At 65.4% G+C, this 26,579-nt stretch carries 28 protein-coding genes and 1 tRNA gene; 9 read left to right on the top strand and 20 right to left on the bottom strand.

Annotated features, from left to right (window positions below; all coding sequences use genetic code 11):
* Positions 1 to 173: 173 nt before the first annotated feature.
* The 9 genes from ACFE7D_RS07870 to ACFE7D_RS07830 form a co-directional block, all read right to left on the bottom strand.
* Positions 174 to 794, bottom strand: coding sequence for a hypothetical protein (locus ACFE7D_RS07870; RefSeq protein ID WP_375394876.1), 621 nt, complete (start codon positions 792 to 794; stop codon positions 174 to 176).
* A gap of 329 nt (positions 795 to 1,123) precedes the next feature.
* A complete protein-coding gene (locus ACFE7D_RS07865) occupies positions 1,124 to 2,050 on the bottom strand; it encodes a DUF262 domain-containing protein (RefSeq protein ID WP_375394875.1) in 927 nt (308 codons plus the stop codon).
* Positions 2,051 to 2,082: 32 nt separating this feature from the next.
* On the bottom strand, positions 2,083 to 2,277 hold the full coding sequence (locus ACFE7D_RS07860) for a DUF262 domain-containing protein (RefSeq protein WP_375394874.1): 195 nt from the start codon (positions 2,275 to 2,277) through the stop codon (positions 2,083 to 2,085).
* A 372-nt stretch (positions 2,278 to 2,649) separates the two neighbouring features.
* Positions 2,650 to 2,725 (bottom strand) — tRNA-Lys (locus tag ACFE7D_RS07855).
* 109 nt (positions 2,726 to 2,834) lie between these two features.
* The gene (rodA, locus tag ACFE7D_RS07850; protein WP_375394873.1) at positions 2,835 to 3,896 is read right to left on the bottom strand and encodes a rod shape-determining protein RodA; all 1,062 of its coding nucleotides are present in this window, start codon (positions 3,894 to 3,896) and stop codon (positions 2,835 to 2,837) included.
* Between the two features lie 47 nt (positions 3,897 to 3,943).
* Positions 3,944 to 6,025, bottom strand: coding sequence for a penicillin-binding protein 2 (gene mrdA / locus ACFE7D_RS07845; protein WP_375394872.1), 2,082 nt, complete (start codon positions 6,023 to 6,025; stop codon positions 3,944 to 3,946).
* Complete coding sequence (locus ACFE7D_RS07840) at positions 6,022 to 6,534, bottom strand: rod shape-determining protein MreD (RefSeq protein WP_375394871.1); 513 nt, start codon at positions 6,532 to 6,534, stop codon at positions 6,022 to 6,024. The genes mrdA and ACFE7D_RS07840 overlap by 4 nt, the downstream gene beginning before the upstream one ends.
* Positions 6,531 to 7,445, bottom strand: coding sequence for a rod shape-determining protein MreC (gene mreC, locus ACFE7D_RS07835; RefSeq protein WP_375394870.1), 915 nt, complete (start codon positions 7,443 to 7,445; stop codon positions 6,531 to 6,533). Before mreC ends, ACFE7D_RS07840 begins: the two co-directional genes overlap by 4 nt.
* Before the next feature lie 25 nt (positions 7,446 to 7,470).
* Positions 7,471 to 8,514 carry a rod shape-determining protein gene (locus tag ACFE7D_RS07830; RefSeq protein ID WP_375394869.1) on the bottom strand — a complete coding sequence of 348 codons (1,044 nt, stop codon included), beginning with the start codon at positions 8,512 to 8,514 and terminating at the stop codon, positions 7,471 to 7,473.
* A 175-nt stretch (positions 8,515 to 8,689) separates the two neighbouring features.
* On the opposite strand from ACFE7D_RS07830, the gene mutL reads away from it, so the two are divergent.
* Positions 8,690 to 10,510 (top strand): DNA mismatch repair endonuclease MutL, encoded by a 1,821-nt coding sequence (gene mutL, locus ACFE7D_RS07825; protein ID WP_375394868.1) that lies wholly within the window; start codon positions 8,690 to 8,692, stop codon positions 10,508 to 10,510.
* A 345-nt stretch (positions 10,511 to 10,855) separates the two neighbouring features.
* Here mutL and ACFE7D_RS07820 read toward each other — a convergent pair whose 3' ends face one another.
* The 4 genes from ACFE7D_RS07820 to rpsF all read right to left on the bottom strand — a co-directional run bounded on the left by ACFE7D_RS07820 (position 10,856) and on the right by rpsF (position 12,824).
* Positions 10,856 to 11,344, bottom strand: coding sequence for a DUF4142 domain-containing protein (locus ACFE7D_RS07820; protein ID WP_375394867.1), 489 nt, complete (start codon positions 11,342 to 11,344; stop codon positions 10,856 to 10,858).
* A gap of 200 nt (positions 11,345 to 11,544) precedes the next feature.
* On the bottom strand, positions 11,545 to 12,132 hold the full coding sequence (gene rplI, locus ACFE7D_RS07815; protein WP_375394866.1) for a 50S ribosomal protein L9: 588 nt from the start codon (positions 12,130 to 12,132) through the stop codon (positions 11,545 to 11,547).
* A 12-nt stretch (positions 12,133 to 12,144) separates the two neighbouring features.
* Complete coding sequence (rpsR, locus tag ACFE7D_RS07810) at positions 12,145 to 12,369, bottom strand: 30S ribosomal protein S18 (RefSeq protein WP_174285829.1); 225 nt, start codon at positions 12,367 to 12,369, stop codon at positions 12,145 to 12,147.
* The gene (gene rpsF / locus ACFE7D_RS07805) at positions 12,369 to 12,824 is read right to left on the bottom strand and encodes a 30S ribosomal protein S6 (RefSeq protein WP_375394865.1); all 456 of its coding nucleotides are present in this window, start codon (positions 12,822 to 12,824) and stop codon (positions 12,369 to 12,371) included. The genes rpsR and rpsF overlap by 1 nt, the downstream gene beginning before the upstream one ends.
* Before the next feature lie 339 nt (positions 12,825 to 13,163).
* Between rpsF and fabD the strand changes: the two genes are divergently transcribed.
* The 6 genes from fabD to mltG all read left to right on the top strand — a co-directional run bounded on the left by fabD (position 13,164) and on the right by mltG (position 18,541).
* On the top strand, positions 13,164 to 14,123 hold the full coding sequence (fabD, locus tag ACFE7D_RS07800) for an ACP S-malonyltransferase (RefSeq protein ID WP_375394864.1): 960 nt from the start codon (positions 13,164 to 13,166) through the stop codon (positions 14,121 to 14,123).
* Positions 14,124 to 14,147: 24 nt separating this feature from the next.
* Positions 14,148 to 15,107: a hypothetical protein gene (locus tag ACFE7D_RS07795; RefSeq protein WP_375394863.1), complete on the top strand. Its 960-nt coding sequence runs from the start codon at positions 14,148 to 14,150 to the stop codon at positions 15,105 to 15,107.
* Positions 15,108 to 15,120: 13 nt separating this feature from the next.
* Positions 15,121 to 15,861, top strand: a complete 741-nt coding sequence (gene fabG, locus ACFE7D_RS07790) for a 3-oxoacyl-[acyl-carrier-protein] reductase (RefSeq protein WP_375394862.1) — start codon at positions 15,121 to 15,123, stop codon at positions 15,859 to 15,861.
* Between the two features lie 96 nt (positions 15,862 to 15,957).
* Positions 15,958 to 16,194, top strand: coding sequence for an acyl carrier protein (locus ACFE7D_RS07785; protein ID WP_375394861.1), 237 nt, complete (start codon positions 15,958 to 15,960; stop codon positions 16,192 to 16,194).
* 100 nt (positions 16,195 to 16,294) lie between these two features.
* Positions 16,295 to 17,551: a beta-ketoacyl-ACP synthase II gene (gene fabF, locus ACFE7D_RS07780; protein ID WP_375394860.1), complete on the top strand. Its 1,257-nt coding sequence runs from the start codon at positions 16,295 to 16,297 to the stop codon at positions 17,549 to 17,551.
* A 6-nt stretch (positions 17,552 to 17,557) separates the two neighbouring features.
* The gene (mltG, locus tag ACFE7D_RS07775) at positions 17,558 to 18,541 is read left to right on the top strand and encodes an endolytic transglycosylase MltG (RefSeq protein WP_375394859.1); all 984 of its coding nucleotides are present in this window, start codon (positions 17,558 to 17,560) and stop codon (positions 18,539 to 18,541) included.
* A 72-nt stretch (positions 18,542 to 18,613) separates the two neighbouring features.
* On the opposite strand, the gene ACFE7D_RS07770 is transcribed toward mltG, so the two are convergent.
* The 6 genes from ACFE7D_RS07770 to ACFE7D_RS07745 all read right to left on the bottom strand — a co-directional run bounded on the left by ACFE7D_RS07770 (position 18,614) and on the right by ACFE7D_RS07745 (position 23,509).
* On the bottom strand, positions 18,614 to 19,582 hold the full coding sequence (locus ACFE7D_RS07770) for a glucokinase (protein ID WP_375394858.1): 969 nt from the start codon (positions 19,580 to 19,582) through the stop codon (positions 18,614 to 18,616).
* A gap of 90 nt (positions 19,583 to 19,672) precedes the next feature.
* The gene (pgl, locus tag ACFE7D_RS07765) at positions 19,673 to 20,380 is read right to left on the bottom strand and encodes a 6-phosphogluconolactonase (RefSeq protein ID WP_375394857.1); all 708 of its coding nucleotides are present in this window, start codon (positions 20,378 to 20,380) and stop codon (positions 19,673 to 19,675) included.
* A 99-nt stretch (positions 20,381 to 20,479) separates the two neighbouring features.
* Entirely contained in the window at positions 20,480 to 21,940 is a 1,461-nt protein-coding gene (gene zwf, locus ACFE7D_RS07760; protein ID WP_375394856.1) for a glucose-6-phosphate dehydrogenase, read from the bottom strand.
* Between the two features lie 9 nt (positions 21,941 to 21,949).
* A complete protein-coding gene (gene argC / locus ACFE7D_RS07755; RefSeq protein ID WP_375394855.1) occupies positions 21,950 to 22,879 on the bottom strand; it encodes an N-acetyl-gamma-glutamyl-phosphate reductase in 930 nt (309 codons plus the stop codon).
* Positions 22,876 to 23,160, bottom strand: a complete 285-nt coding sequence (locus tag ACFE7D_RS07750; RefSeq protein WP_375394854.1) for an SH3 domain-containing protein — start codon at positions 23,158 to 23,160, stop codon at positions 22,876 to 22,878. The genes argC and ACFE7D_RS07750 overlap by 4 nt, the downstream gene beginning before the upstream one ends.
* 28 nt (positions 23,161 to 23,188) lie before the next feature.
* Entirely contained in the window at positions 23,189 to 23,509 is a 321-nt protein-coding gene (locus ACFE7D_RS07745) for a MarR family transcriptional regulator (RefSeq protein WP_375394877.1), read from the bottom strand.
* Between the two features lie 270 nt (positions 23,510 to 23,779).
* Between ACFE7D_RS07745 and secG the strand changes: the two genes are divergently transcribed.
* Both secG and ACFE7D_RS07735 read left to right on the top strand, forming a co-directional pair.
* Positions 23,780 to 24,160, top strand: a complete 381-nt coding sequence (gene secG, locus ACFE7D_RS07740; RefSeq protein WP_375394853.1) for a preprotein translocase subunit SecG — start codon at positions 23,780 to 23,782, stop codon at positions 24,158 to 24,160.
* Between the two features lie 83 nt (positions 24,161 to 24,243).
* Complete coding sequence (locus ACFE7D_RS07735; protein WP_375394852.1) at positions 24,244 to 25,878, top strand: CTP synthase; 1,635 nt, start codon at positions 24,244 to 24,246, stop codon at positions 25,876 to 25,878.
* Here ACFE7D_RS07735 and ACFE7D_RS07730 read toward each other — a convergent pair.
* A complete protein-coding gene (locus tag ACFE7D_RS07730; RefSeq protein WP_375394851.1) occupies positions 25,841 to 26,386 on the bottom strand; it encodes a hypothetical protein in 546 nt (181 codons plus the stop codon). The genes ACFE7D_RS07735 and ACFE7D_RS07730 overlap by 38 nt on opposite strands.
* Between the last annotated feature and the right edge of the window lie 193 nt (positions 26,387 to 26,579).

Raw genomic sequence — 26,579 nt, 5'->3', positions numbered from 1 at the left:
GCCTGATCAGTCCGGCCTAGTCGGAGATCGCCGTGATCACACCGGCGAAGCTACAACACGCCGTGGGGCACGATCTCTTTTGCTAGGCGCGATCGGCACGCTCAGCATTTGGCATATGATCGGCTGACATTAGCCACTGACAAATCGTACCGACCGCGCCCGCTTTAGGCGGCTCATGCGCTGGCTCGCGTTTGGTTGAGGTAGAATAGGCGGGCAAGGATTTCGTCGTCGGGGAGCGGGGCAGCGCGCCATTCGTCGCCCCAGCCATACGCATCGGCGACCGCCTGATCGAGCGTGGCGTGGGCGTTGGCAAGCCATTGCGGGCGGGCATTGTAGAGGTTGGTCAGCGTGCGTTTCTTTAGTTCCTGCGCGGCCTCCGCGTCCTTCGGCAGGGTGCGGTGAGGATAGCCGGGCACGACCTCTGGCTCCCGCAAGACCAGATCGGCGGGGTTGAGCCAATTCTCGCGCAGTTCGTTCAGCCGCGCGGCGGCGGCGGCGGCGGCGGCGGCGATGGCGGCGGCGGCGATGGCCTGCGCGCGGGGATCGTCGGCATAATCGGCGGCAGGAATGTTCGGGGTAAGGCCTTCGGGGAAGGGGAAGGTTTCGAACGTGGTGGAGGGGGTGTAGCGCGGATCGTTGCCGACGCCGAGAAACGTCCCCATCCGCAGCGACCAGAGTTCGTGAAAGCGCGAATGGAGAATACCGAAACTGGTGTCGTCGCGGGCGATGGCGATTGCACCGTCATCAAGCGAAGCCGACACTGGTAGCCACGAAAAAAGGCGATACTTCGCCACGCGAGGGGTGCCAATGTAGCGGGATAGCGGCGCGATTGACGCCCTAAGTCCCGGAGCGGTTTCAGAATGGAGCCAATAATGGAGGCGTCGCCGTTCGCGGCGGTTTAATCGCGCACTGGCTTAACGTAGTCTAGCACGTAGGCGAACGGAGCCTCGTAGAAGGCCGCGTCAGCCTCCGTGACTGCGTGACCAAAATCAATTATCAGCGATCTTCCGCTCGCCTTGCCAAGTCGGTGCCTGTGAAACGCCTATGCAAGACGTCACTGTTAGGACGCCCGTTAACATTTAGTGGCTCATCGAGCATCTGTCGGGCGGGCGCCGGGTCCAAATCAAACGGCCCACCCTTTTTTGTACCAAGGAACGCCACGTTGACATTTGGTGATAGGCGCTTGGCTTTGGTCAAATCGAGGCCGTCCCGGCCAGATGTCAGGTCGGAATTGATCCGACCCGCCCCAAGTCCATTTAGGACCGACTGCGCCTGAGTGCTTCTCATAAGCCTCAAGCGGGACCTGAAGTAGGCTATTTCGCGTCGCGCTGATCGCGGGCGGTTCCACACCATTGGAAAGCGCCTCCTTACGCCGTTCGTTAGTGTGAAGGAGAGAAAGCGCCTGAAGGAATTCGACCGGCTCGATCTTTGCGAGCACCGACTGGGCAATCAGCCTTTCGCGCCGCGCCTTCCAGTCATCGCGAAGCTTGTAGCCCGTCGCGGCATACATCGCCGTCACAAGCTCGAACGCATCGAGCGGCTTGCCGCCGGTGTTCACCTTTTCAAAAACCAAACAGACGGCGGCGCGTGACGTGTCTTTGCCAAGCTTGATGACCGGGACTTGGTAGGAGGTGAAATTGTTGACCACATCCTGCATGAAGGCGTTGATCAGCTTCAGATGATCCATGCGTTCTTGAGCATTCTGATATACCCAGTCGATGGCAGCCTGCTGCCATAGGTGTGCCTCGAACATGCGGTTGATCGGGAAGTGGAGCGCCTCGAACTCACGTGCCTCGGACGAAAGATCAAGCGCTATATCCCGCCCGAAATTCTCGCGGATGATCCGGTCTTGCGGAACGGCCAAAATAACATCGGCACGCGGCCCGTTGGCGTTCAGGGCTGCGCGAATGTCGAAATAGAAATGCACTTTGATCGGCTGCTTTTTCACAGTCTGGGTCGATACTGGCGCTCGAGAAGAGGTGGATTGATACAGCGACGTCATGCGTTGCTGCCCGTCCAACAAATAGGCTTCGAGGTCTTTGCGGGGCACAGGCGCGCCTTAGACCGACCTAGCCGCAAAGGTCACATCGCCAGACGCATCAGTGTCATCAGACCGCCGACAGGGAAACCCTCCGAAATCGACGCCAGAAGGTCGACAATCCGGTCCTGATCCCAAACCCAGCCGCGCTGAAAATCGGGCAGCCGAAGTTTACCTTCGTCGCACTCACGCATCAAATCCTTAAGATGCACAGGGTTTGTCAGAAACGATGTCGTCATTATGCACTGCCCCGCCGCACCGACCGCTGAATTTTTTGCACTGTAGTCCGCTGTCTTTCCTCGGCAAGCTGTTACCGGGAGCAAGGGCTCTACGGGGTATGGCGGGCGCGGGGGGCACTCACGGTGCCAAGATAAAGGCTATCACCTTGCTACGCGCGGTAGACTTGGTGTGGTTAGAACGCTTGCCCTCAGGCGATCACTCATTCGAATGATTCGGGCAAGCGGCCTGTCGCGCGAACGCTGTCCCAAACGCTTTCAAAACGCCCAAATTAATTCCAGGCGTCCCGTAACCTAGAATGTAACCTTTTACTCAACGGCAATGAACAAATCAGCGGGTCAAGACCAATAAGTCATTGATTTTCCTCGGTAATTTGGTGGACGCACTTGGGCTCGAACCAAGGACCCGCTGATTAAGAGTCAGCTGCTCTACCAACTGAGCTATGCGTCCATACCGGAAGGGCGACGGCACCGCGGCGCTCGTCGTTTCGGGAAGCGCGCGGGTAGCATCGCGCGCATGGGATGCAAACCCTTTTTTGCCGAAAAGGCGTGCGTGCCGTTTACCAGCGGACCTGCCTGTGGTTCTGGCGGTCGATCGACATCAGGATGCCGATGCACAACAGGACGGTCATTTGCGCGGATCCGCCGTTGCTGACGAGCGGCAGGGGGATGCCGACAACTGGTGCGAGGCCCATCACCATCGCCAGGTTGATCGCGACGTAGAAGAAGATCGTCGTCGCCAGCCCGGCCGCGGTCAGTCTGGCGAAGCGCGTCTGCGCACGCATTCCGACGTCGATCCCCCAACGGATGACGAGGAAGAACGCACCGATCAGCAGCACGCCGCCGACGAGCCCCCATTCCTCCGCCATCGTAGCGAATACGAAGTCGGTATGGCCTTCGGGCAGATATTGTAGATGGCTCTGCGTGCCCTTCAGGAACCCCTTGCCGAGGATTCCGCCCGATCCGATCGCGATCTTCGACTGGGTGATGTGGTAGCCGGTCTTCAGCGGGTCGCTTTCGGGATCGAGGAAGATGAGGATACGGTTGCGCTGATAGTCGTGGAGCACGAACTTGATCGCGAGCGGCGCGGCGATCGCGATCGCGGTCAGCCCGCCGACGAACAGGCGCAAGGGCACCCCCGCGAGGAACATCACCGTCGCCCCGCCCGCGCAGATCATCAGCGCGGTGCCGAGATCGGGTTGCAGCATGACGAGCGCGGCGGGGACGCCGATCATTGCCGCGGCGGGCCAGACGCCGGCGAAGCGGCGCGTCTCCGCAGCGGGCAGGATGTCGTAGAAGCGCGCGCAGGCCAGCACGATCGCCGGCTTCATCAGTTCGGAAGGCTGCAGATTGACGAAGCCGATATTGATCCAGCGCTGCGACCCGCCGCTGATCTTGCCGAGCAACTCGACCGCGACGAGCGAGAGCACGAGCAGCGCATAGACGGGCAGCGCGCCGGTCTTCCACACGTTTTCTGGCACTCGCGACAGGGCGATGGCGGCGGCGAGGAAGACGAAGAAGCGGATGCCCTGCGACAGCGCCCAGGGATGCAGGCTGCCCCCCGCGGCGGAATAGAGGACGACGAGCCCGAACCCGCCGATCGCGACGATCAGCAGGATCATCCGCCAGGGCAATTGCGCGAGTGGTTCCGGGACGATCCGGCTGCGGCTCACTGCGGTGCCTCGGGATTGGGATCCTCGGCCGGAGTCGTGATGTTCGCGCCGCCCGTCGCCAGCGCCTGCTGCTCGGCGCTGACCGCGGCGCTCTCGGCCTGGACGGGGGCGGATTCGGTAGGGACGACCGCATCGGTCCGTGTCGCGATCGCCGCCGCGGAGGGGGTGTGGAGCGTGCGGTATTCCGCCGCGCTCGCTGCCATGCGCGTCTCGATATCGCCGCCCCAGGTCGGTTCGATCTCGGCGAGCGTTGCGATCGCGCGGTCGCGGTCGAGCAGGTACGTCATGATGTCGCGGCCGATCCCCGGCGTATCGAGATTGCGGACGGTATGGCCATTATGTTCGAGCACGACCGCCGCGGCATAGCGCGGATTGTCGGCGGGCGCGAAGCAGACGAACAGCGCATGGTCGCGCAGTTTGAAGGGCAGGGCGGCGTTCTTCAGGACGCCGTGACCGCGTTCCGCCATCGTGATCCGGCGGACCTGCGCGGTGCCCGTCTTCGCCGCGATCGCGACTCCGGGGATCAGCAGCCGTGCCGCGCCCCCGGTGCCGCCGCCGTTCACGACCGCGAACATCGCGTCGCGGATCATCGCAAGATGCTCGGACTGGTAGGGCAGGGCTGGCGCGTCGAGGCTGACGTCGGCGGTGAGGAGACTTGGCTGCAACGCGCGGCCGCTGGCGATCCTGGCCGCCATGACTGCCAGCTGCAGTGGATTGGTCAGGACATAGCCTTGGCCGATCGACGCGTTGAGCGAGTCCGCGACCGTCCAGTCCGCCTTGTACCGACGCTGTTTCCACATGTTGTCGGGCACGGTACCGAAGCGCTGACCCGAGAGCGGCAGATCGAATTTCTGGCCGAGACCGAGCGATTTCGCGACGGGAGCTATCCGATCATAGCCAAGCCGCCGCACCATTTCGTAGAAATAGATGTCGCAGCTCTGCATGATCGCGTTTTTGAGGTCGAGCGCGCCGTGGCCGCTTTTCTTGTGGCAGTGGAAGATCCCCGTGCCGACGCGAAGCGCGCCCGAACAGTTGATCCGCGCGTGCGGGTCGACGCCGTTCCGCAACAGCGCGATGCCGTTCATCGGCTTCACGGTGGAGCCCGGCGGATACAGACCCTGCGTGACCTTGTTCATCAAGGGCACGTGATCGTCGTCCGCCAGCATCTGCCATTCGAGATGGCTGATCCCCCTGGAGAAACTGTTCGGATCATAGGCGGGGACCGACACCATCGCCAGCATCTCGCCGGTGCGGCAGTCGAGCACGACCGCCGATCCCGAATTGGTGCCGAGCCGGCGCGCGGCATAGTCCTGCAACCCCGCATCGATCGTCAGCCGCTGCGTCGCGCCCGGCACATCGACGCGGGTCGGCAGTTCGGCGACGGGGCGGCCCCGCGCGGTCACCTCCATGCGCTTGGCGCCGGGCCGGCCGCGCAGATGGCCCTCCAGCGTCTTTTCCAGCCCGTCCTTGCCGATCTTGAAGCCGGGCACGACCATCAGCGGGTCGTGCGTCGCCTTATATTGCTCGGCATTGGGCACGCCGACATAGCCGGTCAGGTGCGCGACAGCGGCACCGGAGGGATAATGCCGCGCGAAGCCGCGGGTCGGGGCGACGCCGGGCAGTTCCGGCTGGCGCAGGCTGACCGCGGCGAAGCGTTCCCATTCGATATTCTCCGCGACCTTCACCGGCTGGAACCCGGCGGCGTTGTCGAGGTCGATCCCGATCCTGGCCAGATCCTCCGGCGTCAGCGCCAGCAATCGCCCCAGCAGCGGCAGCACGCGCTCGCGTTCCGCCAGCCGGTCGGGAATGATGTCGATGCGCAGGTCGGTGCGGTTGTTCGCGATCGGCTGGCCATGACGGTCGACGATCCAGCCGCGGCGCGGCGGCATCAGCGTCGTGCTGACGCGGTTGCTTTCCGCCATCAGATTGTATTTGGCGTTCTGCGCGATCGCCAGCCAGGCCATTCGCCCGGCGAGCAACAGGCCGATCGTACCCTGCGCGGTACCGAGCAGCCAGGCACGACGCGAAAAGCTGTACGCCTGCGACGCCTCGGTCACCACGCGCGCCGGTTGCTTCACGCCCGTACCCGTTTCGTCTCGATTGCCGCGACGATACGCGTGGCAAGCGGAAAGAGCAGGATCGAGATCGCGATCTGGCCGATCACCGCCTGATCCACCCGTGCAGCGACCGGCACCGCGATCAGCCGGCCCGCGCACAGGCCGAACGCGATCGCACCGGCGGCGATCATCCAGTCCTGCCAGAAATCGCGGAATACCAGCCGCACCTCGATCAGTTCGATGACGACGAAGCACAGCGACCATAGCAACACCGACGAGCCCAGCGGCTGGCCGCTGACGAGGTCGTCGAACAGCCCCAATGGTGCCGCGGCCCAGGGGCGCAGCGCGAAGCGCGCGAGCAACCGCCATGCGATCAGCATCAGCAGACCGAAGGGGGGCAGCAGGGGGATGCCGGCGACCACGGGTACGATGGTGACGAGCGACCCCGCCATCACGCTGGCCCAGGGCAGCGCGCGGGCGCGGGCGGGCGGCAGCGTCGGTGCGAACGGCGTATAGTCGATGCCACTCACTTCGCCTTCGCCTTGGATTTGGGCACCGGCGTCGGGGCCGGGCCGGGGAGGGCGGCGACCGCGGCGGGGATCGGCAGGAACGGGCGCTCGACGATCGCGAAATCGATCGTGTCGGGGCGTGCGAAGGTCTGCGCCGCCACCGTGTCGCGACCGAGCTTCGGGATCCGCGCGACGGGAATGCCGGGCGCGTAGATGCCGCCGATCCCCGACGAGACGAAGATGTCACCGGCCTGGAAGCGAACGTCCGCGGTCTCGACCGATCGGATGTCGACCAGCCCGTCGCCGCGCCCCTGCGCGATCGCCGGCAGGCCGTCGCGCAACCGGCGAACCGGAACGACGCTATCGGGATCGGTCAGCAACAGGATGCGCGCGACGGCGGGCCCGGTCTCGAGCACGCGCCCGATCAGCCCATCGGGGCCGCGCACCGGCATTCCCGGCTGCACGCCCTGCCAGCGCCCGGCGTCCAGCATCGCGAAGCGGCGCGTGCTGGACGGGGTCGAGGCGACGAGGCGTGCGGTGACGACCGTATCGCTGGTCGCGTCGCGTATCGCGAGCAGCCGCCGCAGCCGCGCATTGTCGTGCAATATCGCGCGCGCGCGAAGCACGACCGCGCGTTCGTCGGCCAACTGCCCGCGCAATATGCCGTTCTCTGTCTTCACGCGGAAATGGTCGCCGATCATGTCGGGCACGGATAGGACCGCATCGACCACCACGGAGCCGGCGGCCGACACCGGTATAGTGACGCTCGCCACCGTCATGCGAAGTACGGCGAAGGCGGGTGGATCGAACGTGGATACCGCGAGCAGCACGCCGCCGATGGCCGCGCCTGCCACGAGCAGCACATAGCCGAAGAAGACCCCATATTGTCGTCGCCGTGAAAATCCCGTGCGGCGGTCGCGGGCTGACGCCATGCGCCGGTCCCCCCGTTATTGACTGTCAGCCGCTCATCAGCACGCCGCGGAACATCGGATCCTCGAGCGCACGCCCGGTGCCGAGCGCGACGCAGGTCAGCGGATCCTCCGCGACCGTCACCGGCAACCCGGTCTCGTCGCGCAACACCTCGTCCAACGCCTCCAGCAGCGCGCCGCCGCCGGTCAGGACGATGCCTTGGTCGACGATGTCGGCGGCGAGTTCGGGCGCGGTGTTCTCCAGCGCGACGCGGACGCCCTCGACGATCGTCGCGACCGGTTCGGACAGCGCCTCGGCGATCTGGCCCTGGTTGATCTGGATCTCCTTGGGCACGCCGTTCACGAGATCGCGGCCCTTGATGAAGATCGTCTGGCCGATGCCGTCCGCCGGCGGGCGAGCGATGCCGACCTCCTGCTTGATCCGCTCCGCCGTGGCCTCGCCGATCAGCAGATTGTGGTTGCGGCGCACATAGGAGACGATGGCCTCGTCCATCTTGTCGCCGCCGACACGCACCGAGGTCGTGTAGGCGAGGCCGCGCAAGCTCAGCACCGCGACTTCGGTCGTGCCACCGCCGATATCGACGACCATGCTGCCGATCGGTTCGGTAACCGGCATGTCCGCGCCGATCGCCGCCGCCATCGGCTCCTCGATCAGCCAGACCGTCGATGCGCCCGCATTCGACGCGGCGTCGCGGATCGCGCGGCGTTCGACCTTCGTCGAACCCGACGGCACGCAGATCACGATCTCGGGCCAGCGTGCGAAGCGGCGCGGACCGTGCACCTTCTGGATGAAATATTTGATCATCTGTTCGGCAACGTCGATATCCGCGATGACACCGTCGCGTAAGGGGCGGATCGCCTCGATATTGCCGGGCGTCTTGCCCATCATCAGCTTGGCGTCGTCACCGACCGCCTTCACTCGCTTCACCCCGTTGATCGTCTCGACCGCGACCACCGACGGCTCGTTCAGCACGATGCCGCGACCGCGGACATAGACGACCGTGTTCGCGGTGCCGAGATCGATCGCCATGTCGTGCGACATGAACTTGAAGAAGCGGGAGAAGAAGGACATCAGAGCTGGGTTCCGTCACCTGTGCTGCCGGACGCGCGAACGAAGCCGGCGTGGCCGCATCGCACATCATCCCGCGATCTTAAGGTCTGGCGGCACCGGACGACAGCAATGACGCCACCGATCGGTTCGCGTTTGCGGGTCGCGGGATGCCGTCGCTTGGTCTAGGGATTGGCCCATGTCAATACGGCGCCTGCCCGAGCATCTGGTCAATCGCATCGCCGCTGGTGAAGTGGTCGAAAGACCCGCCAGCGCATTGAAGGAACTGATCGAGAACGCGGTCGATTCCGGCGCGTCGCGCATCGCGGTTTCGTTGGCGGCCGGGGGGCTGGACCGGATCGAGGTATCGGACGACGGTTGCGGCATGACCGCCGCCGAGATGGCGCTGGCGCTCGAACGCCATGCCACGTCGAAGTTGCTCGACGAGGATATCCAGGCGGTCGCGACGCTCGGTTTTCGCGGCGAGGCGCTACCCTCGATCGCGAGCGTCGCGCGGCTGACGATCGAAAGCCGACCGGCGGGCGGCGATGGCTGGGGCCGGGTCGTCGACAATGGCGCGGCGGTGCGCGACGGCCCTGCAGCGGTGCCGCCGGGGACGCGCGTCGTCGTCGAGGACCTGTTCGCGCGGGTGCCCGCCCGGCGCAAGTTCCTGCGCTCCGCGCGCGCGGAGTTCGCGGCGTCGATGGACGTCGTGAAACGACTGGCGATGGCACGGCCCGATATCGCATTCACGCTCGATCATGATGGACGCCGTACCTTGTCGACCGTCGCGGGCGACGACCGTCCGGCGCGCGTCGCGGCGCTGACCGATCGCGCGCTTGCCGCAAATTCGGTCGCGGTCGATCTGGAGCGTGAAGGCCTGGTGCTGGGCGGCGTGGCGGGATTGCCGACGTTCAACCGCGGGATCGCGGATCACCAATATCTGTTCGTCAACGGTCGCCCGGTGAAGGATCGCCTGCTGATCGGCGCGATCCGCGGTGCCTATGCCGAAATGCTGCCGCGCGACCGGCACGCCGTCGTCGCGCTGTTTCTGGACGTGCCGCCAGGCGAGGTCGACGTGAACGTCCACCCCGCCAAGACCGAAGTCCGCTTCCGCGACCCGCAGATGGTCCGCGGGCTGATCGTGTCGGGCCTGCGTCATTCGCTGGATGTGGCCGGGCACCGCTCGCAGCGGCCCACCGTGGCGGCGTTGGGCAGGTGGCAGCAGGAGCACTCGAGCGAGATGCGCCATTCCGGCGAAGGCTCGGGTCTGACGCCGCAGGGGGGAATGCCGCTGCACGAGACCACGGCCTTCGCCGGGGTAATGGAAAGGGGCGGGGATGGGCTACGATACGTCCAGGACCGCCGCCCGACCTTCTTCACCGCGCCCCCCGCCGCCCGCGCCGAACCCGCATGGTCGCCGCCGCCGGAAGCGGTCGATCATCCGCTCGGCGTCGCACGCGGGCAGGTGGCCAGGACCTATATCGTCGCCGAAGCTGCCGACGGCCTCGTACTTGTCGATCAGCACGCAGCGCACGAGCGCCTGGTGCTGGAACGCATGCGCGCCGCGCTGGCCGGCGGGCGGATCGCCGCGCAGGCGTTGCTGTTGCCCGAGGTCGTCGAACTGGACGAACCCGCCTGCGACCGGCTGGAGGCGCGGGCCGGCGAATTGGCGCATTTCGGGCTCGATCTGGAACGCTTCGGTCCCCGCGCGATGCTGGTGCGCGCTACGCCGGCGTTGCTCGGGCAGGCGGACCCGACGGGTTTGGTCACCGATCTGGCGGACGAGATCGCCGCCTTCGACGAAGCATTGTCGCTTCGCGAACGCCTGGATTCGGTGGCCGGTACGATGGCATGCCACGGCTCCGTCCGCGCCGGCCGCATCCTGTCGGTCGCGGAAATGAACGCCTTGCTCCGCGAAATGGAGGTCACGCCGCATTCGGGTCAATGCAATCACGGGCGCCCGACCTGGGTGAAGCTGGCGCATGGCGATATCGAGCGGCTGTTCGGGCGGCGGTAGCGGGACCACTGACATACCGTAACGGGACGGGATTCCGCCAAACAAGTGATGCCGTCATTCATCTTCGCGCAACCTTTGGTCGCGCCGCGCGATATACCTGCTGCAACCATGCAGCGAGTTCCCGATGAAGCACGTCCTGCCGCTCGTTTTCGCCGTCATTCCGCTCGCCGCCATGATCGGTGCATGCGTCGGTAGCAACTGATCGGCGGACGAAGCGCGGGCGTATGCGCGGCGGCCCGAAGGCCCCGATATGAGAAGGGCCGGGCAGTTCTGGCTGCCCGGCCCTTCCATTGATCGATCGATAGACGGCGGCGAAGACGCGAACCGCCCTGGCCGCCCGTCTCGTCACATCGAATCGAGTTCCTGGATGTGCTGCTGCACGACCGGGACGATCTTCGCCGCGGCGGTCTTGAGCGGCGCGACCGTTCCGTTCATCGCATAGCCCTGCTGAACCATCAACGCCTGCTGATGCGCAGCCTTCTGCTGCGTGATGTACAGCGCGTCGCGTTTCATCGGTCCCGCCGCCTTCAGCGCGGCGATATCGTGCGACTGCTTGGCGTCGAGCATCGGCGGCTTGGGGGTCATGCCCGCCCGCATCGCGGCAGCCTTCACGTCGGCGGTACTGGTCGTATGATCGCTGATCATCATCTTCGCGAACGACTTCAGCTTCGGATTCTTCGTCGAGCCGAGCACGACTTCGCTCGACTTGCGTTCGTAGAGATCGCCTGCGCCAGCCTTCATGACATAGGTAGAGGCTGGCATCGGCGCCGCCATCTGCGCGCTCGCCACCACGGGTAGCGCCGCCAGGACCATTGCACCTAGGATCTTACTCATCATCGTCTCCTTTTGACCGACCCGCCATATCGGTCGGGCGGCGTAACGACTGATCGCTTTCCCATGCCGACTGGTTCCACCTGAGCATCATGATTCCGGCAAACTTGATCCAGGGCAATTCGTTCGCGATCGCGTCCGGAATGAAAAGGGCCGCCCGGATGTCTCCGGACGGCCCCCTCGTTGCCAATGATGCGCGGGGCTCAGCCTTCCGCTGTATTCTCGGACGTTTCGGCAGTGGCACCGGGTTCGGCGTTCGGATCGTAGTCCTCGACGAAGCCGGCTTCGTCCTTCTCGAACATCGCTTCCATGACATCGACACCCGACGCCTGCATCTCGGCCTCTTCCGGCGAGCGTGCGACGTTGACCTTGATCGTCACCGACACTTCGGGGTGCAACGCCAGCTTCACCTCGTACAGGCCGATCGCCTTGATCGGCTTGTCCAGCACGACCTGGCTCTTGCCGACCTTGTGGCCGTGGGCGACCAGCGCCTCGATCAGATCGCGCACCGCGACCGAGCCGTAAAGCTGGCCGGTGTTCGATGCCTGACGGATCAGCGTGACGGTCGCGTCCTTGAACGACGCCGCGTCCTTCTCGGCCTCGCCGCGACGGTTGGCGTTGTCGCTCTCGATGCGGGCGCGGTTGTTCTCGAAGACCTTGCGGTTGGCCTCGTTGGCGCGCATCGCCTTCCTGTTCGGCAGCAGGAAGTTGCGGGCGAACCCGTCCTTCACCTTCACCACGTCGCCGATGGCACCGAGCTTCTCGACGCGCTCGAGCAGAATGACGTCCATATTCCGGACTCCTTACTTAACGACGTAGGGCAGCAGGCCCAGATGACGCGCGCGCTTGATCGCCTGACCCAGCTCGCGCTGCTTCTTCGCGCTCACCGACGTGATCCGCGACGGCACTATCTTGCCACGTTCGGAAACGAAGCCCTGAAGCAACCGGACGTCCTTGTAATCGATCCGGGGAGCATCCTTGGCAGAGAAGGGACAGCTCTTGCGGCGGCGGAAAAACGGACGTCCCATTATGCCATCTCCTCTTCGCGGTCACGACGCGGGCGATCGCCGCGATCCGAGCGGCCGTCCCGGTCGCCGCGCGGGCCGCGATCGCCGCCTTCGCGCCCGCCTTCACGGTCGCCGCGACGCTCACGGTCGCGTTCCTGCTTGCGCATCATGACGGTCGGGCCGGCTTCCAGCGCATCGACCTTGACGGTCATGTAGCGGATAACGTCCTCGTTGATCTGCGTCTGGCGTTCCAGTTCGGCCACGACGTCGCCGGGGGCGTCGATTTCCAGCATGACGTAATGCGCCTTGCGGTTCTTGGCGATCTTGTACGCCAGACTGCGCAGGCCCCAGCTCTCGGTCTTGACGACCTTGCCGTGATTGTCGGTGATGATCTTCGTCGCGGCTTCCGCCAGCGCGTCCACTTGCGCTTGTGCCAGATCCTGGCGCGCAAGGAAGATATGCTCGTAAAGAGCCATGCCTTGTCCTTCTTCCTGCCGATCGCTGACGAACGCACCCTGCGCACCGCCCCTCCGGCTTTCTTCAACGGCAACGGGACGGAAAGGCGAACCCTTCCGTCCCGGCTGTGACTTCCCACTACGCTATCCGTGCGCAAAGGCAAGGTGGATCAGCGGAACGCGCCGGTCCGGACATCGACGACGGTGCCGTTTCGCACCAGCACCGCGTCTGGTTGTCGCGGACCCGTTTCACGCCTGTACCGAAATGGTCGCCGGGTGTCGCAGGTCCGACGGGTCCGTTCATGTTGCCATTCGCCGGCCAGGCACCTAGTCCCACGCGCCAAACCAATGGAGAGGCAAATGCGCGCGTTCATCTTCCCGGGTCAGGGCAGCCAGGCAGTCGGCATGGGGCAGGCGTTGGCCGATGCGAGCCCGGTCGCCCGGGCGGTGTTCGAGGAGGTCGACGATTCGCTCGGCCGGAAGCTGTTCGCGCTGATGAGCGACGGGCCGGCGGACGATCTGCTGCTGACCGAGAATGCGCAGCCTGCGATCATGGCCAACGCCATCGCGACACTGCGCGTGATGGAGCAGGAGGGCGGGATCCGTCTTGCGGACAAGGCGGACTTCGTCGCGGGACATAGTCTCGGCGAATATACCGCCTTGTGCGCCGCGGGTGCGCTCGATCTCGCGACGACCGCGCGATTGCTGCGGTTGCGTGGGCGCGCGATGCAGGCGGCGGTGCCGGTGGGTGACGGCGCGATGGCGGCGCTGCTGGGAGCCGATCTGGAGAAAGCGCAGGCGATCGCATCGGCGGCGGTGGCGGCGGTCCGCGAAGACACCGGCAAGACCCTGGTCTGCACCGTCGCCAACGACAACGACCCGAGCCAGATTGTCCTCTCCGGCCATCGCCCATCGATCGAACGTGCCATCGCGCTGGCAAAGGACCTCGGGGCAAAGCGCGCGGTCCTGCTGCCGGTGTCGGCACCATTTCACTGCCCGCTGATGCAACCCGCCGCCGACGCGATGGCGGCTGCATTGGCGGAGGCGGATCTGCGCGCGCCATTGATCCCGGTGTATTGCAACGTCGACGCCGCGGCGATCGCCGATCCCGATCAGGTGCGTGCCGCGCTGGTGCGGCAGGTGACGGGCATGGTCCGCTGGCGCGAATCGGTTTTGGCGATGGCGGCTGCGGGGGCCGACCGGTTCGTCGAATTCGGCGGCAAGGTACTGGCCCCGATGGTCAAGCGTACCGCGCCCGACGTCGCCGCGGCGAGCGTGGTTACGATGGACGACATCGGGGAAATGCTGAAGACGCTTTGACTGCTCGCTGAAGGATGTATGACGATGTGGAAAACGATCCTGTCCGCCCTGGCGCTGGCCCTGCTGCCGGCAACCGCGGTCGCCGCGGACCGGGTCGAGCTGCCGGTCCGCGCGGTGACGCTGTCCGACGGCACGCATCGCTTCGGCGTCACGCTGACGATCGACGGTCGGCCGATCGAGGCGGGGCTCGACACCGGATCGACCGGACTGCGCGTCATGGCGCGCGGCTTGCCCGGGTCAACGGCGAAGGGATCGCCGACGCGCTATTTCTATGCGGTCGGCACGCAGTTCGAGGGCGAGGCCATTACGCTTCCCATTGCGTTGGGGTCGGTCTCGGGGTCGGTCAAGATCCAGCGGATCGATCGGTTGTCGTGCACCGCCGCCAAGCCCGATTGCCCGGTTCGCCGCAACGACGACCCCGCGACCTTTGGCATCCAGGGCAATGGACTGCCTGACGAGGGTTTCGTCGCGATACTGGGCGTCAATTTTCGCCGCGATGTCGTACCCAATCCGTTCGAGGCGCTCGGGGTGCGGCAATGGATCGTCGAGCTTCCGCGGCCCGGCGACCCGGCACCGGGGCGGATCGTCCTCAACCCCACACCCGCCGATCTCGAAGGCTATCGACGCTACCGCCTGCTCGATGACGACAACAGCCTGGCCGGCTGCTTGTCCGGCGCGGCACCGCTCGGGCGTACCTGCGGGCCGGCGACGATCGATAGCGGTGCGCCGGGCCTGCGGGTGGTCGCGGCGAGCCCGCATCGCCCCGTCCCGCCGGGTACGCCTGCGACGCTGACGTTGGGCGACGGTCACGATCAGGCCAGCATGGACATCGAGACCGACCGTCGCGAACAGGCCAGCCATCTGACCTTCGAACAGCGCCCCGATATCCAGGCGACGCGGCTGTTCTTCGGCATCTCGCCCTACTTCCACTGGTCGGTGTTCTACGACGCCGAAGCGCACATGATCGGCCTGAGGCCGCGTTGACGGAGAATAACGAATGTTCGACCTCACTGGCATGACCGCGCTCGTCACCGGCGCGTCCGGGGGCATCGGTTCGGCGATCGCGCAGGCGCTTGCCGGGCAGGGCGCGCGCCTTGCGGTATCGGGCTCGAATGCGGACAAGCTCGCCCGGTTTCGCGATGGCCTCGGCGGCGATCATGTCGCGGTGCCGTGCGATCTGTCGGATGCGACCGCGGTGGATCGCCTCGTTCCCGCCGCGGTCGAGGCGCTGGGCGGTCGGCTGGACATCCTGGTCAACAATGCCGGCGTCACGCGTGACAATCTCGCGATGCGGATGAAGGACGACGAGTGGAGCGACGTCATCCGTGTCAATCTGGAGGCTGCGTTCCGGCTGTGCCGAGCCGCCGCGCGGCCGATGATGAAGGCGCGGTTCGGGCGGATCGTATCGATCACGTCGGTCGTCGGCCAGACCGGCAATCCCGGACAGGTCAATTATGCCGCGTCCAAGGCCGGCCTGGTCGGGATGTCGAAGGCGCTGGCGCAGGAACTTGCCAGCCGCGGCATCACCGTCAATTGCGTGGCGCCCGGGTTCATCCGCTCGGCAATGACCGGGGCGCTGTCCGAGGCGCAGAAGACCGCGTTGCTCGGCCGTATCCCGGCGGGAGGTCTGGGCGAGGGCGCGGACGTCGGTGCCGCGGTCGTCTATCTCGTCAGCCGGGAGGCGGGGTACGTCACCGGTCAGACGCTGCACGTCAATGGCGGGATGGCGATGGTCTAGCGGGATCGTCCTCGGCATCGCGCGCTTGCCACGCAACGGGCTGCGTTCTAGGTGCGTTCAGGAATCAGAAAACCCGTCAAGCGAAGAGGGAATGCCATGAGCGAGACCGCCGACCGCGTGAAGAAGATCGTCGTCGAGCACCTCGGCGTCGAAGCCGACAAGGTGACAGAGGATGCGAGCTTCATCGATGATCTCGGTGCCGACAGCCTCGACATCGTCGAGCTGGTGATGGCGTTCGAAGAAGAATTCGGCGTCGAAATCCCCGACGACGCTGCAGAGAAGATCGCGACGGTCAAGGACGCGATCAGCTATATCGATGAGCACAAGGCGTAAGCCTCTGCCCGTGCCTTAGGGCCGGATTTGAACGGCTCCCCGTCCTTGGGCTAATAGGACGGGGGGCCGTTTCGGTATCGGGAAGCAGTTGGAGAATGGTATGCGGCGCGTCGTCGTAACCGGAATGGGCATGGTCACGCCGCTCGGCGCGGATGTCGAGACCGTATGGGCGAACATCATCGCCTCGAAATCGGGCGCGGGTCCGATCACGCGTTTCGATGCGTCGGATCAGAAATGCCAGATCGCCTGCGAGGTGAAGCCTGCGGGCCATGCCTATGGCTTCGATCCCGACCTGCGCGTCGATCACAAGGTGCAGCGCCAGGTCGATCCCTTCATCATCTTCGGCATCGACGCCGCCGGTCAGGCGCTGGAGGACGCAGGCCTGACCGGTATGACCGAGGCGGAGCGGTACCGCGCGGGCTGTTCGATCGGTTCGGGTATCGGCGGGCTGCCGGGGATCGAAAGCGAATCGCTGGTCCTCGCCGAAAAAGGTCCGCGCCGGGTCTCGCCGCATTTCGTGCACGGGCGGCTCATCAATCTGATTTCTGGACAGGTCTCGATCAAATACGGGTTGATGGGGCCGAACCATGCGGTCGTCACCGCGTGCTCCACCGGCGCGCATTCGATCGGCGACGCGGCGCGGATGATCGCGATGGACGATGCCGACGTGATGCTGGCCGGCGGTTCGGAAAGCACGATCTGTCCGATAGGCATAGCGGGCTTCGCTGCGGCGCGCGCGCTCAACACCAGCTTCAACGACCGCCCCGAACAAGCCAGCCGCCCCTACGACCGCGACCGCGACGGATTCGTCATGGGCGAGGGTGCGGGTGTCCTGGTCCTCGAGGAATATGAACGTGCCAAGGTGCGCGGCGCGAAAATCTATTGCGAAGTGGTCGGCTACGGCCTGTCCGGCGACGCCTATCACGTTACGGCACCGGAGCCCACGGGATCGGGCGCGTACCGATCGATGGAGATGGCGCTTAGGAAATCGGGGCTCGCGCTGTCCGACATCGATTATATCAACGCGCATGGTACCTCGACCATGGCCGACATGATCGAACTGGGCGCGGTAAAGCGGCTGTTCGGAGCCGACATCGGCCGGTTGTCGATGAGTTCGACCAAGTCGGCGACCGGGCATCTGCTCGGCGGCGCGGGCGCGGTGGAGAGCATCTTCTGCATCCTGGCGATGCGCGACGGGATCGTGCCCCCGACGCTCAACCTGGACAATCCGTCGGAAGGTGCCGAGGGCGTCGATCTGGTGCCGCACGTCGCCAGGAAGCGGTCGGTCAAGGCGGTGCTGAACAACTCGTTCGGTTTCGGTGGCACGAACGCGTCATTGGTGATGCGAGCAATCTGACCGGTCATGGCGAATAGCGGTGCGAGGAAATTCGGGTGTTCCGGCCTCATCGCCGGGCTGGCGCTGATCGTAGCCGCATTCCTCGCGGTCCACGGCTGGGGAGGGGCTGGCCCAGCGAAGCACACCGTCACCATCGACATTCCGCAGGGCGCAACGCTCGCCTCCGCCGCACGCGATCTGGAAAAGGCCGGCGCGGTCCGGTCCGCTTTCCGCTTCCGCCTGCTGGCGCGCATATTCGGATCGCATGACGCGATCCGCGCGGGCGAATACCGGATTCCGCCGCGGCTCAGCGCCGCCGATACGCTGAAGCTACTTCAGGGTGGCAAGGCGATCCAGCGGCTGGTGGTGGTGCCGGAGGGCTACCCCTCCGTCATGGTTCGCGATGCGCTGATGAAGGCCGACGGCCTCATTGGTCCCGTCGCGGTGCCGACGGAGGGGTCGATCCTGCCCGACAGCTATGCGTTCGAGCGCGGCGATACCCGCGCATCGGTCGTGAAGCGGATGCAAAAGGCGATGGATGCATATCTCGCCGCCGCCTGGGCGAAGCGCAAACCCGGTATCGCGGTCTCGACAACCGAACAGGCGATCATCCTGGCGTCGATCGTCGAGAAGGAGACGGGCAAGCCGTCCGAACGCCGGCAGGTCGCCGCGGTCTATGGCAACCGCCTGCGGCTCGGCATGCCGCTCCAGGCGGACCCGACGACGATCTACCCGATCACCCGGGGTCGCCCGCTCGGCCGACGCATTCTGCGGTCGGAACTGCAGGCGAAGAACGGATACAACACCTATGCCGAGATCGGCCTACCAAGGGGGCCGATCGCCAATCCGGGGCGGGCATCGATCGATGCGGTGCTCGATCCGGGGACGTCGAAGGCGCTGTATTTCGTGGCGGACGGGACGGGGGGCCACGTCTTCGCGGATACGCTCGCCGAGCATAATGCGAACGTGAAGAAATGGTACGCGATCCGGCATGCACGGGGGGAGATGTAATTCACCGTCCCTTTGGAAGAGCGCGTCAAGTCCGCGTTCCCACCGGCGACTGCCCGATGTCCGCAATGTCGTTCACAGCGCATGTTCCTGTGCGAAGGCCGCCGCCGCGCCGAACAGGCCGGGTTGGGGATGGGTGATGAGCTTTACCGGCATCGCCGCCATCATCTGCCGGAACCGCCCCTTGGCCACGAAGCGTTCGCCGAAGCCCGATCGGATCAGCCGGTCGCGGATCCGGTAACCAAGCCCGCCGGCGATCACAACTCCGCGTGCGCCGTGCGCCAGCGCGTAATCACCCGCGACCGCGCCGAGCGACAGGCAGAACCGATAGAGCGCGGCGAGGGCGATCGGGTCGCTGCCCTCGATCGCCTCGGTCCAGATCGTCGTGTCGTCGTGGCTGGGCACCGCGCGGCCTTCGATCGCCGCCAGCGTTTCGTAGATTGCCACGATGCCGGGACCCGCAACCACCCGCTCGCACGAAACGCGTGTGAACTGCTTGCGCAAGCGCAGGAGCAGCGCATCCTCGATCCCGTCGAGCGCGGCGAAGTCCATATGGCCGCCCTCCGTCTCGATGACGTGATAGCCGCCCTTGCGCCTGACGACCTGCGCGACGCCCAGCCCGGTGCCGGGGCCGCAGACCGTCGTCACGCCATCGTCGGGAAGCGGAACGTCGGGGCCGTCGAGATGGACGAAGTCGCTCGTGGGTAGCTGCGCGACCGCATGGCCTACCGCGCCGAAATCGTTGATGACGATATGGATATCCGCGCCCAGCCGCTCGCGTATCAGCGACTGCCGGATCGTCCAGGGGCTGTTGGTCAGGCGGATGATATCGCCGGTGATCGGCGAGGCGACCGCGATGGCCGCGGCGGTCGGCAGCGGCCGGCCGATCCGCGCGCCCAAGGCCTGCCATGCGGTCTGAAGGCTAGCGTGATCCGCAGTCTTCAGCGTTACGGGCTCGCCGAGCGATACGACACGGCCGGCCTCGACCTCGGCGATCGCGAAGCGGGCATGCGTGCCGCCGATATCCGCTGCGACGATCTGCATAGGCGGTTCCTTTACTCACGCGCTCGAATGGCGCGAGATCGTCGCTGCGGTACCACGAGCATCGCCTCCCGGTCGCCCCGGATCAAGCCATCACGGTGCCCAGTGGATATCCACCGGCAGTTCGACATCCGCCAGCACGCGCCCGATCGGGTAGGGGGACGAGGGCCCCTCGGTGATCGCGCGTTCCAGCAGCTTGCGCTTGTCGTCGCCGGTCACCGCGATCAGCAGCGCACGCGCGGTCACGATGCCCTGACGGCTGAGCGTGACGCGGGGAAAGGGGGCGTCGGCGGGCAACGGGTCGGGCATGACGCCCAGCGCGCGGCGTTCCTTCGGACCGTTCAGCGCCTCGTCGTAATCGGGGCCGGGGAAGATCGACGCGGTATGCCCGTCGCCGCCCATGCCGAGCACGCAGAGGTCGAGCGGCCAGTGCAGATCCTGCATCAGCGCATCCGCCGACCGGCCCGCAGCCTTGTAGTCCGGTGTCGCCTCCGGAACGATCGGCATCACCCGCGCGCCCTTGGGCAGGAAGATCTTCGCGAGCTGGGTGACGTTGGACAGCGGATCGCCGAGCGGGACGATCCGCTCGTCGCCGGGGACGATCGTGACCTTCTTCCAGTCGATCTTGGCCGCGCTCAGTTTCTGATACGCCGGGAAGGGCGTTTTACCGCCGGCGAGTGCGATGACCGCTGACCCGCGTGCGTCGATCGCGCTTTCGATGACGAACTGGATATCGCCCGCGACCGCATCGGCGAATTCGCCGGCGTCGTCATATTCCCACCATTCGATTTCTTCGTTCATCGTCATTCCCTATCGCGCTCCTGCGAAGGCAGGAGCCCAGAGCCACAAGCGGCTCGCCGAATCACCTTGGGTTCCTGCGTGCGCAGGAACACCGGCTAATCAGTCATCCATCCACGTCACGCCGTCCCGCTCGGTCAGCGCGATCGCCGCGGAGGGGCCCCAGGAGCCCGCAGGATAGGATTTGGGCTTCATGCCGTTCGCGGTCCAGCCTTCGCGGATCGCGTCGATCCACGTCCACTGCGCCTCCACCTCGTCGCGGCGCACGAACAATGTCTGATCGCCCTCGATAAGATCCAGCAGCAGGCGTTCATAAGCAATTCGACGGCGCGTGCCCTGGAATTCGGCGTCGAGGCTCAACTTCAGCGGCACCTCGCGCAGGCGCACGCCGTCGCGGTCCAGCCCCGGTTCTTTCGCCATCACCAGCAGCTGGATATATTCTTCGGGCTGCAAGCGGATGACGAGCATGTTGGGCTGAAGCAGCCCGCCGCGCCCCGCGAACATCGAATGCGGCACGTTCTTGAACTGGATCGCGATTTCCGACCGGCGCACCGGCATCCGCTTGCCCGTGCGGATGTAGAAGGGGACACCCTGCCAGCGCCAGTTGTCGATATGCGCCTTGATCGCCACGAAGGTTTCGGTGGTCGATGGCTTGCCCAGTTCCTCGTCATAGCCCTTGACGATCTTCCCCGCGCTCGCTCCGCCGGCGTACTGGCCGGTGACCGTGCAGCGGGGGGCGTCCTCGGGTTTGATGAGGCGCATCGAGCGAAAGACCTTCGCCTTTTCGTCGCGGATCTCGGTTACGTCGTAGCGCGCGGGCGGCTCCATCGCGATCAGCGCGAGCAACTGGAGCATGTGGTTGGCGACCATGTCGCGAAGCGCGCCCGCGCCGTCGTAATAGCCGGCGCGATCTTCCAGCCCGACCGTCTCCGATATCGTGATCTGGATGTTGTCGATGCCTTGCGCATTCCACACGGGCTCGAAGAAGGAATTGCCGAACCGCAGCGCCATGATGTTCTGGACGGTTTCCTTGCCGAGATAATGGTCGATGCGAAACGTCCGGTCCTCGCTGAATCCGAGCGCGACGGTGTCGTTGATCTCCTTCGACGAGGCGAGGTCGTAGCCGAGCGGCTTTTCCAGCCCGATCCGGATCGTCTCACCCGCCAGCCCGACCGCTTCCAGCCCCTTTACCGCCGGTTCGAACAGCGATGGTGCGGTCGACAGGTAGATCGCGACCCCGCCCGACACGTCGCCGACCTTTTCCGCCAGCGGCTGGTAGCTCCCCGGGTCGGACAGATCGGTCGCCTGGAACTGGAGCCGCGGCAGGAAGGTTTCGACCGCACCCTCGTCGCGATCCTTCGGGAGGAACTGGTCGAGCGCCTTGCTGGCGAAGGCCCGGTAGCTCTCGTCGGTATAATCGGATCGCGCCGCACCGATGATGACGAGATCTTCGGGCAGCAACCCGTCGGCGTGCAGATTGTAGAGCGACGGCAGCAGCATGCGCTGCGCCAGATCGCCGGTCGCGCCGAACAGCAGCAATTTGGCCACGGGATTGCGGGTCATCGCATCATCCTAGAGGTTGAGACCGGCAAACGGATCGAGCCCGGCCATTAGGTTCAGATTCTGGACCGCGGCACCACCGGCACCCTTGCCCAGATTGTCGAGCGTCGCGACAAGCCGTGCCTGGCCTGCCGCATCGTTGCCGCAAACGCGCAAGGTCATGCGATCGGTCCCGGCATTTTCCTCGATCCGGATCGCGCCGCCGTCGCAAGGTGCCACATGGATGAGCGCGCTGCCCGCATAGGCACCTCGCAGGCAGTCCTCGATCGCGGCGATCGTCGGTCGTCCGGGGAGCGCGTAGAGCGGCAGCGGTGCCTCGCCGAGCATTCCGCTATAGACCCGCGCCACCGACGGCGCGAAGATTGGCGGATGTGTCAGCCCGGCATGCTTGCGCATCTCCGGCGCATGCTTGTGCGCGGGGCCGAGCGCATAGGCGCGGAACGCGGTATCGGTCAGGCCTTGCTCGAATTCCGCGATCATCGTCTTGCCGCCGCCCGAATAGCCCGACGTCGCCGTGAAACCAAGCGGCCAGTCCGCCGGGATCAGCCCGGCGCGCACGAGCGGCCGAACGAGCGCGAGAAACGCCGTCGGGTAGCAGCCCGGGTTCGCCACGAACCGCGCATCGGCTATCTTCGCGGCCTGATCGGCCTCCAGCTCCGGAAACCCATACACCCATCCCGGCGCGACACGGTGCGCGGTCGAGGCGTCGATGACCCGCGTCGCACGGTCACCGATCAATGCCACCGCCTCGCGCGCCGCATCGTCGGGCAGGCAGAGGATCGCGATATCCGCTTCGGCCAGCGCGCCGCGCCGCGCCTCGACGTCCTTGCGCCGATCCTCGGCCAGCGTTACCAGCGTGATGTCGCCGCGCAGGGCAAGCCGGTCTCGAATGTCGATCCCCGTGGTGCCGACCGCGCCGTCGATGAAGACCCGGACGCTCACGGCACGATCCCTTCGATCGCCGCGATCGGGACATACCCGACCAGCCCCTTGTCGACCGCGATCCCCCATGCGGTATTGCCCGACAGGTCGAGCACGTCGAACCGTTCGCCCCTGGTGAGCATGACCAGCGGTGCCGCCACACCCGTATCATCGGCGCTCAAGGGCGTCGGCCCCGCGATCCGTCGCTCCATCGGCGCGACATAATGGGGCGCGAACACATGTTCGGCGAGGCGGATGTCGGCAATGTCCCGGCGGACCGCATTGGTCAGGGGATCGAGCACGACCGATCGGCCAGTGAGCGCGAAGCTTCTACGCGCTGACCCGTTTGCCGACGGCACCATCGCCTTCACCGATGAATTGGCCGAACTCTTCAAGAAAACCTGCCCCTTCTTCGGTGCGGGCGACGAAGATATTGCGTTTGTCGCTGTCGTCGCGCTGGCGGCGCAGATAGCCGAGCGCACCCAATCTGTTCAAGGCGCGCGTGACGACGGGTTTCGATACGTTGAGCGACCGTGCCAATCCCCTGACGGTGTGCGGCCCCGGGCGAAGATAGACGAGCATAAGCAACGCCATCTGCCGGTTGGTGAGATCGGGCTCCCCCGACCGGACATAATCGACCAGCGCGGTCATCCATGCCGACAATTGATAAACCGCGTTCGAAGCCATCAAGCTGTTCCGACACATCGATAGGGGCAGGTCAGGGTCATCGTGTCGTCATAACGCCCCCCGCGGCGCAGGTTTCCGCAGGCGACGCCGATTGTTGCGGGGGGTGGGCGGTCCTTCTTAACTCCCCTCCCGCCTGCGGGAGGGAGAGCAGCTCCGGTTGATCCCGCACCCTCACTCGCCTATGTGCGCGGCGACCGCTGCCCTGCAGCCACCGTTTCGGAAAATCACAGCGCCATGTTCGTCTTCCTCCTCGTCGTCCATGCCATCATCGCGGCCGCGCTGGTAGCGGTGATCCTCATGCAGAAATCCGAAGGCGGCGGGCTGGGGATGGGGGGCAGCCCGTCGGGGCTGATGTCGGCGCGCGGCGCAGCGGATTTCCTGACGCGGGCCACCGGCGTCCTCGCCGGGGCATTCGTGCTCATGTCGATCACGCTGGCGATGCTGGCGGCGACGCACCGCGGTGCGGCCACGCTCGATACTTCGCTCGCCCGCAGGGCACCGCCCGTCGCCGCTCCGGCGGCAGCGCCCACCGGCGCGCCCTTCGCCAACGCGGCGGCGGCCGCCGGCAACAGCCCCGCGCCCGCAGACAATTCCGCGGTTCCGCTCGCGCACTGATCCGGACCGCCGATGTAAATCGACCGGCATGCGTCCGCGGGCGCTTGTCGCTCGCCCCCAACACGCGCTAGGCGGTTGGTCCCATGGCGCGGTATATCTTCATCACCGGCGGCGTGGTCTCGTCGCTCGGCAAGGGTCTCATGGCGGCCTCGCTCGCGGCGTTGCTGCAGGCACGCGGCTACCGGGTACGCATCCGCAAATTCGATCCGTATCTGAACGTCGATCCCGGCACGATGTCGCCATATCAGCATGGCGAGGTCTACGTGACCGAGGACGGCGCGGAGACCGATCTCGATCTCGGCCATTATGAGCGCTTCACGGGCGTGCCGTCGCGCCAGAGCGACAACGTCACCTCGGGCCGCATCTATCAGCAGATCATCCAGCGCGAACGCCGCGGCGATTATCTCGGGGCTACGGTGCAGGTCATCCCGCACGTCACCGATGCGATCAAGGCGTTCGCGCGGGCGGAGACGGACGATCTCGACTTCGTGCTGTGCGAGATCGGCGGGACGGTCGGCGATATCGAGTCGCTCCCCTTCATCGAGGCGATCCGCCAGCTGAAGAACGAGGTCGGCCGCGGCAACGCCGTCTCGATCCACGTCACATTGGTCCCCTATATCGCCGCGGCGGGCGAGCTGAAGACGAAGCCGACGCAGCATTCGGTGCGCGAACTGGCGGCCCTGGGGGTGCAGCCCGACGTGCTGGTCTGCCGCTGCGAACATCCGCTCCCGCCCTCGGAACGCGCCAAGATCGCGCTGTTCTGCAACGTGCCGGAGGCGGCGGTCATCCCGGCGCTGGATGCGAAGAGCATCTACGCCGTCCCGCTGCAATATCACGGCGAAGGCCTGGACGCGGAGGTGTTGCGCGCGTTCGGGATCGTCCCGTCGTCCGCCCCCGACCTCAGCCGCTGGAACGATATCGTCGATCGGCTGACCAATCCCGAAGGCGAGGTGACGATCGGCGTCGTCGGCAAATATGTCGGCCTGCAGGATGCGTACAAATCGTTGAACGAGGCCCTGGTCCATGGCGGGATCGCCAACCGGGTGAAGGTCAACATCCGCTGGATCGACGCCGAGCTGTTCGAACGCGAGGACGGCGACATCGCCGCGCATCTGGAACCCTGCCACGCGATCCTGGTGCCCGGCGCGTTCGGCGAGCGCGGCGCGGAGGGCAAGATCAAGTCGGTCAGATTCGCCCGCGAACGACGTGTGCCCTATTTCGGCATATGTTTCGGGATGCAGATGGCCTGCGTCGAGGGCGTCCGCGACACGGCCGGCATCGCGGAGGCGTCATCGACCGAATTCGGCCCGACGCCCGAACCCGTGATCGGTCTCATTACCGAATGGATGGGCAAGGACGGATTGGAGAAGCGCGAGGCGCAAGGCGATCTGGGCGGCACCATGCGGCTTGGCGCTTATGATGCGGCGCTGGACGGGAACAGCGTCGTCGCGTCGATCTACGGCGGCACCGCGATCAGCGAGCGCCATCGCCACCGGTACGAAGTGAACACGAACTACCGCCAGGCGCTGGAGAAGGGCGGGCTGGTATTCAGCGGCATGTCGCCCGACGGAACCTTGCCGGAGATCGTCGAGCGGCCGGATCATCCCTGGTTCGTCGGCGTACAGTTCCATCCGGAATTGAAGAGCAAACCCTTCGATCCGCATCCGCTGTTCGCGAGCTTCATCGAGGCAGCGGTGAAGCAGAGCCGTCTGGTGTAGCCCGTCTATCGGGCCGCAGCGCCACGTCAAACGAAACTTGCGGACCTATGCCGTCCGTAGCGTCAGTGAGGCCTCTCAGCAGGACGATCATCGTTCCGCCAGGAGCGTGCTTGCCAAAAACCGTTTCGGCGCGCCCTTTCGGATCGGTAAAGGTCTCGAAACCAATGGCACGAAGGAGCGCTTCTGCAAAGCGAAACGCGCGTGGTCCTTGAGTCGTATTTATTAGAACAATGTGACATCGCCTCGGTGCGTCACCGACGCCGAGCAGAATGCTGTTGGGCTTGCGAACAGACCGATACCATTGCCGCACCGCCGGATAGCGACCATCAAGAGCTTCTGACGCGGATGCCGGCTCCAACAGCAATTGGCTTGCTTTGTCGGGGGTAAGCGACATTCCTCGCGCAACGGCGAAGCAGGCGTCCGGCACCATATTGAAGAAGATAGCGGGAAGGTCGGGATCGGTATCCACGGCGGGGATACCAGCAATAGAAAGCGCCAACGCCGCCATCGCAGTCGAGATCGAGGGTGGCATTGATCTTTTCCCTGACATCGGACAACTCAATGTTAGTGCCGTGCCTCAGTCTCATTAAAAGAGATAACTAATTTTGAGGTGCCAACGTCAATGCCATGAAAAGGGCACCCGGATCGCTCTAGGCTGTGGTGACGATTTAATTATTTGAGCCATAGCATGATGCTGGCGA

Origin of the sequence: uncultured Sphingomonas sp., assembly GCF_964244235.1 — a bacterium.
Classification (GTDB): domain Bacteria; phylum Pseudomonadota; class Alphaproteobacteria; order Sphingomonadales; family Sphingomonadaceae; genus Sphingomonas.
Note: the sequence above shows the minus strand (reverse complement) of the source record. Positions and strands in the feature narration are given on the sequence as shown.

What these genes read in the sequence shown, in the direction of transcription:
- secG (WP_375394853.1), top strand. Translation starts at nt 23,780, where the DNA reads ATGTTCGTCTTCCTCCTCGTCGTCCATGCCATCATCGCGGCCGCGCTG.
- ACFE7D_RS07795 (WP_375394863.1), top strand. Translation starts at nt 14,148, where the DNA reads ATGTGGAAAACGATCCTGTCCGCCCTGGCGCTGGCCCTGCTGCCGGCA.
- ACFE7D_RS07735 (WP_375394852.1), top strand. Translation starts at nt 24,244, where the DNA reads ATGGCGCGGTATATCTTCATCACCGGCGGCGTGGTCTCGTCGCTCGGC.
- fabD (WP_375394864.1), top strand. Translation starts at nt 13,164, where the DNA reads ATGCGCGCGTTCATCTTCCCGGGTCAGGGCAGCCAGGCAGTCGGCATG.
- mltG (WP_375394859.1), top strand. Translation starts at nt 17,558, where the DNA reads ATGGCGAATAGCGGTGCGAGGAAATTCGGGTGTTCCGGCCTCATCGCC.
- ACFE7D_RS07785 (WP_375394861.1), top strand. Translation starts at nt 15,958, where the DNA reads ATGAGCGAGACCGCCGACCGCGTGAAGAAGATCGTCGTCGAGCACCTC.
- zwf (WP_375394856.1), bottom strand. Translation starts at nt 21,940, where the DNA reads ATGACCCGCAATCCCGTGGCCAAATTGCTGCTGTTCGGCGCGACCGGC.
- ACFE7D_RS07730 (WP_375394851.1), bottom strand. Translation starts at nt 26,386, where the DNA reads ATGGCGGCGTTGGCGCTTTCTATTGCTGGTATCCCCGCCGTGGATACC.
- ACFE7D_RS07770 (WP_375394858.1), bottom strand. Translation starts at nt 19,582, where the DNA reads ATGCAGATCGTCGCAGCGGATATCGGCGGCACGCATGCCCGCTTCGCG.
- mreC (WP_375394870.1), bottom strand. Translation starts at nt 7,445, where the DNA reads ATGGCGTCAGCCCGCGACCGCCGCACGGGATTTTCACGGCGACGACAA.
- mutL (WP_375394868.1), top strand. Translation starts at nt 8,690, where the DNA reads ATGTCAATACGGCGCCTGCCCGAGCATCTGGTCAATCGCATCGCCGCT.
- pgl (WP_375394857.1), bottom strand. Translation starts at nt 20,380, where the DNA reads ATGAACGAAGAAATCGAATGGTGGGAATATGACGACGCCGGCGAATTC.
- rodA (WP_375394873.1), bottom strand. Translation starts at nt 3,896, where the DNA reads ATGATCCTGCTGATCGTCGCGATCGGCGGGTTCGGGCTCGTCGTCCTC.
- rpsF (WP_375394865.1), bottom strand. Translation starts at nt 12,824, where the DNA reads ATGGCTCTTTACGAGCATATCTTCCTTGCGCGCCAGGATCTGGCACAA.
- fabG (WP_375394862.1), top strand. Translation starts at nt 15,121, where the DNA reads ATGTTCGACCTCACTGGCATGACCGCGCTCGTCACCGGCGCGTCCGGG.
- fabF (WP_375394860.1), top strand. Translation starts at nt 16,295, where the DNA reads ATGCGGCGCGTCGTCGTAACCGGAATGGGCATGGTCACGCCGCTCGGC.
- rplI (WP_375394866.1), bottom strand. Translation starts at nt 12,132, where the DNA reads ATGGACGTCATTCTGCTCGAGCGCGTCGAGAAGCTCGGTGCCATCGGC.
- ACFE7D_RS07745 (WP_375394877.1), bottom strand. Translation starts at nt 23,509, where the DNA reads ATGACCGCGCTGGTCGATTATGTCCGGTCGGGGGAGCCCGATCTCACC.
- ACFE7D_RS07820 (WP_375394867.1), bottom strand. Translation starts at nt 11,344, where the DNA reads ATGAGTAAGATCCTAGGTGCAATGGTCCTGGCGGCGCTACCCGTGGTG.
- ACFE7D_RS07830 (WP_375394869.1), bottom strand. Translation starts at nt 8,514, where the DNA reads ATGTCCTTCTTCTCCCGCTTCTTCAAGTTCATGTCGCACGACATGGCG.
- rpsR (WP_174285829.1), bottom strand. Translation starts at nt 12,369, where the DNA reads ATGGGACGTCCGTTTTTCCGCCGCCGCAAGAGCTGTCCCTTCTCTGCC.
- ACFE7D_RS07860 (WP_375394874.1), bottom strand. Translation starts at nt 2,277, where the DNA reads ATGACGACATCGTTTCTGACAAACCCTGTGCATCTTAAGGATTTGATG.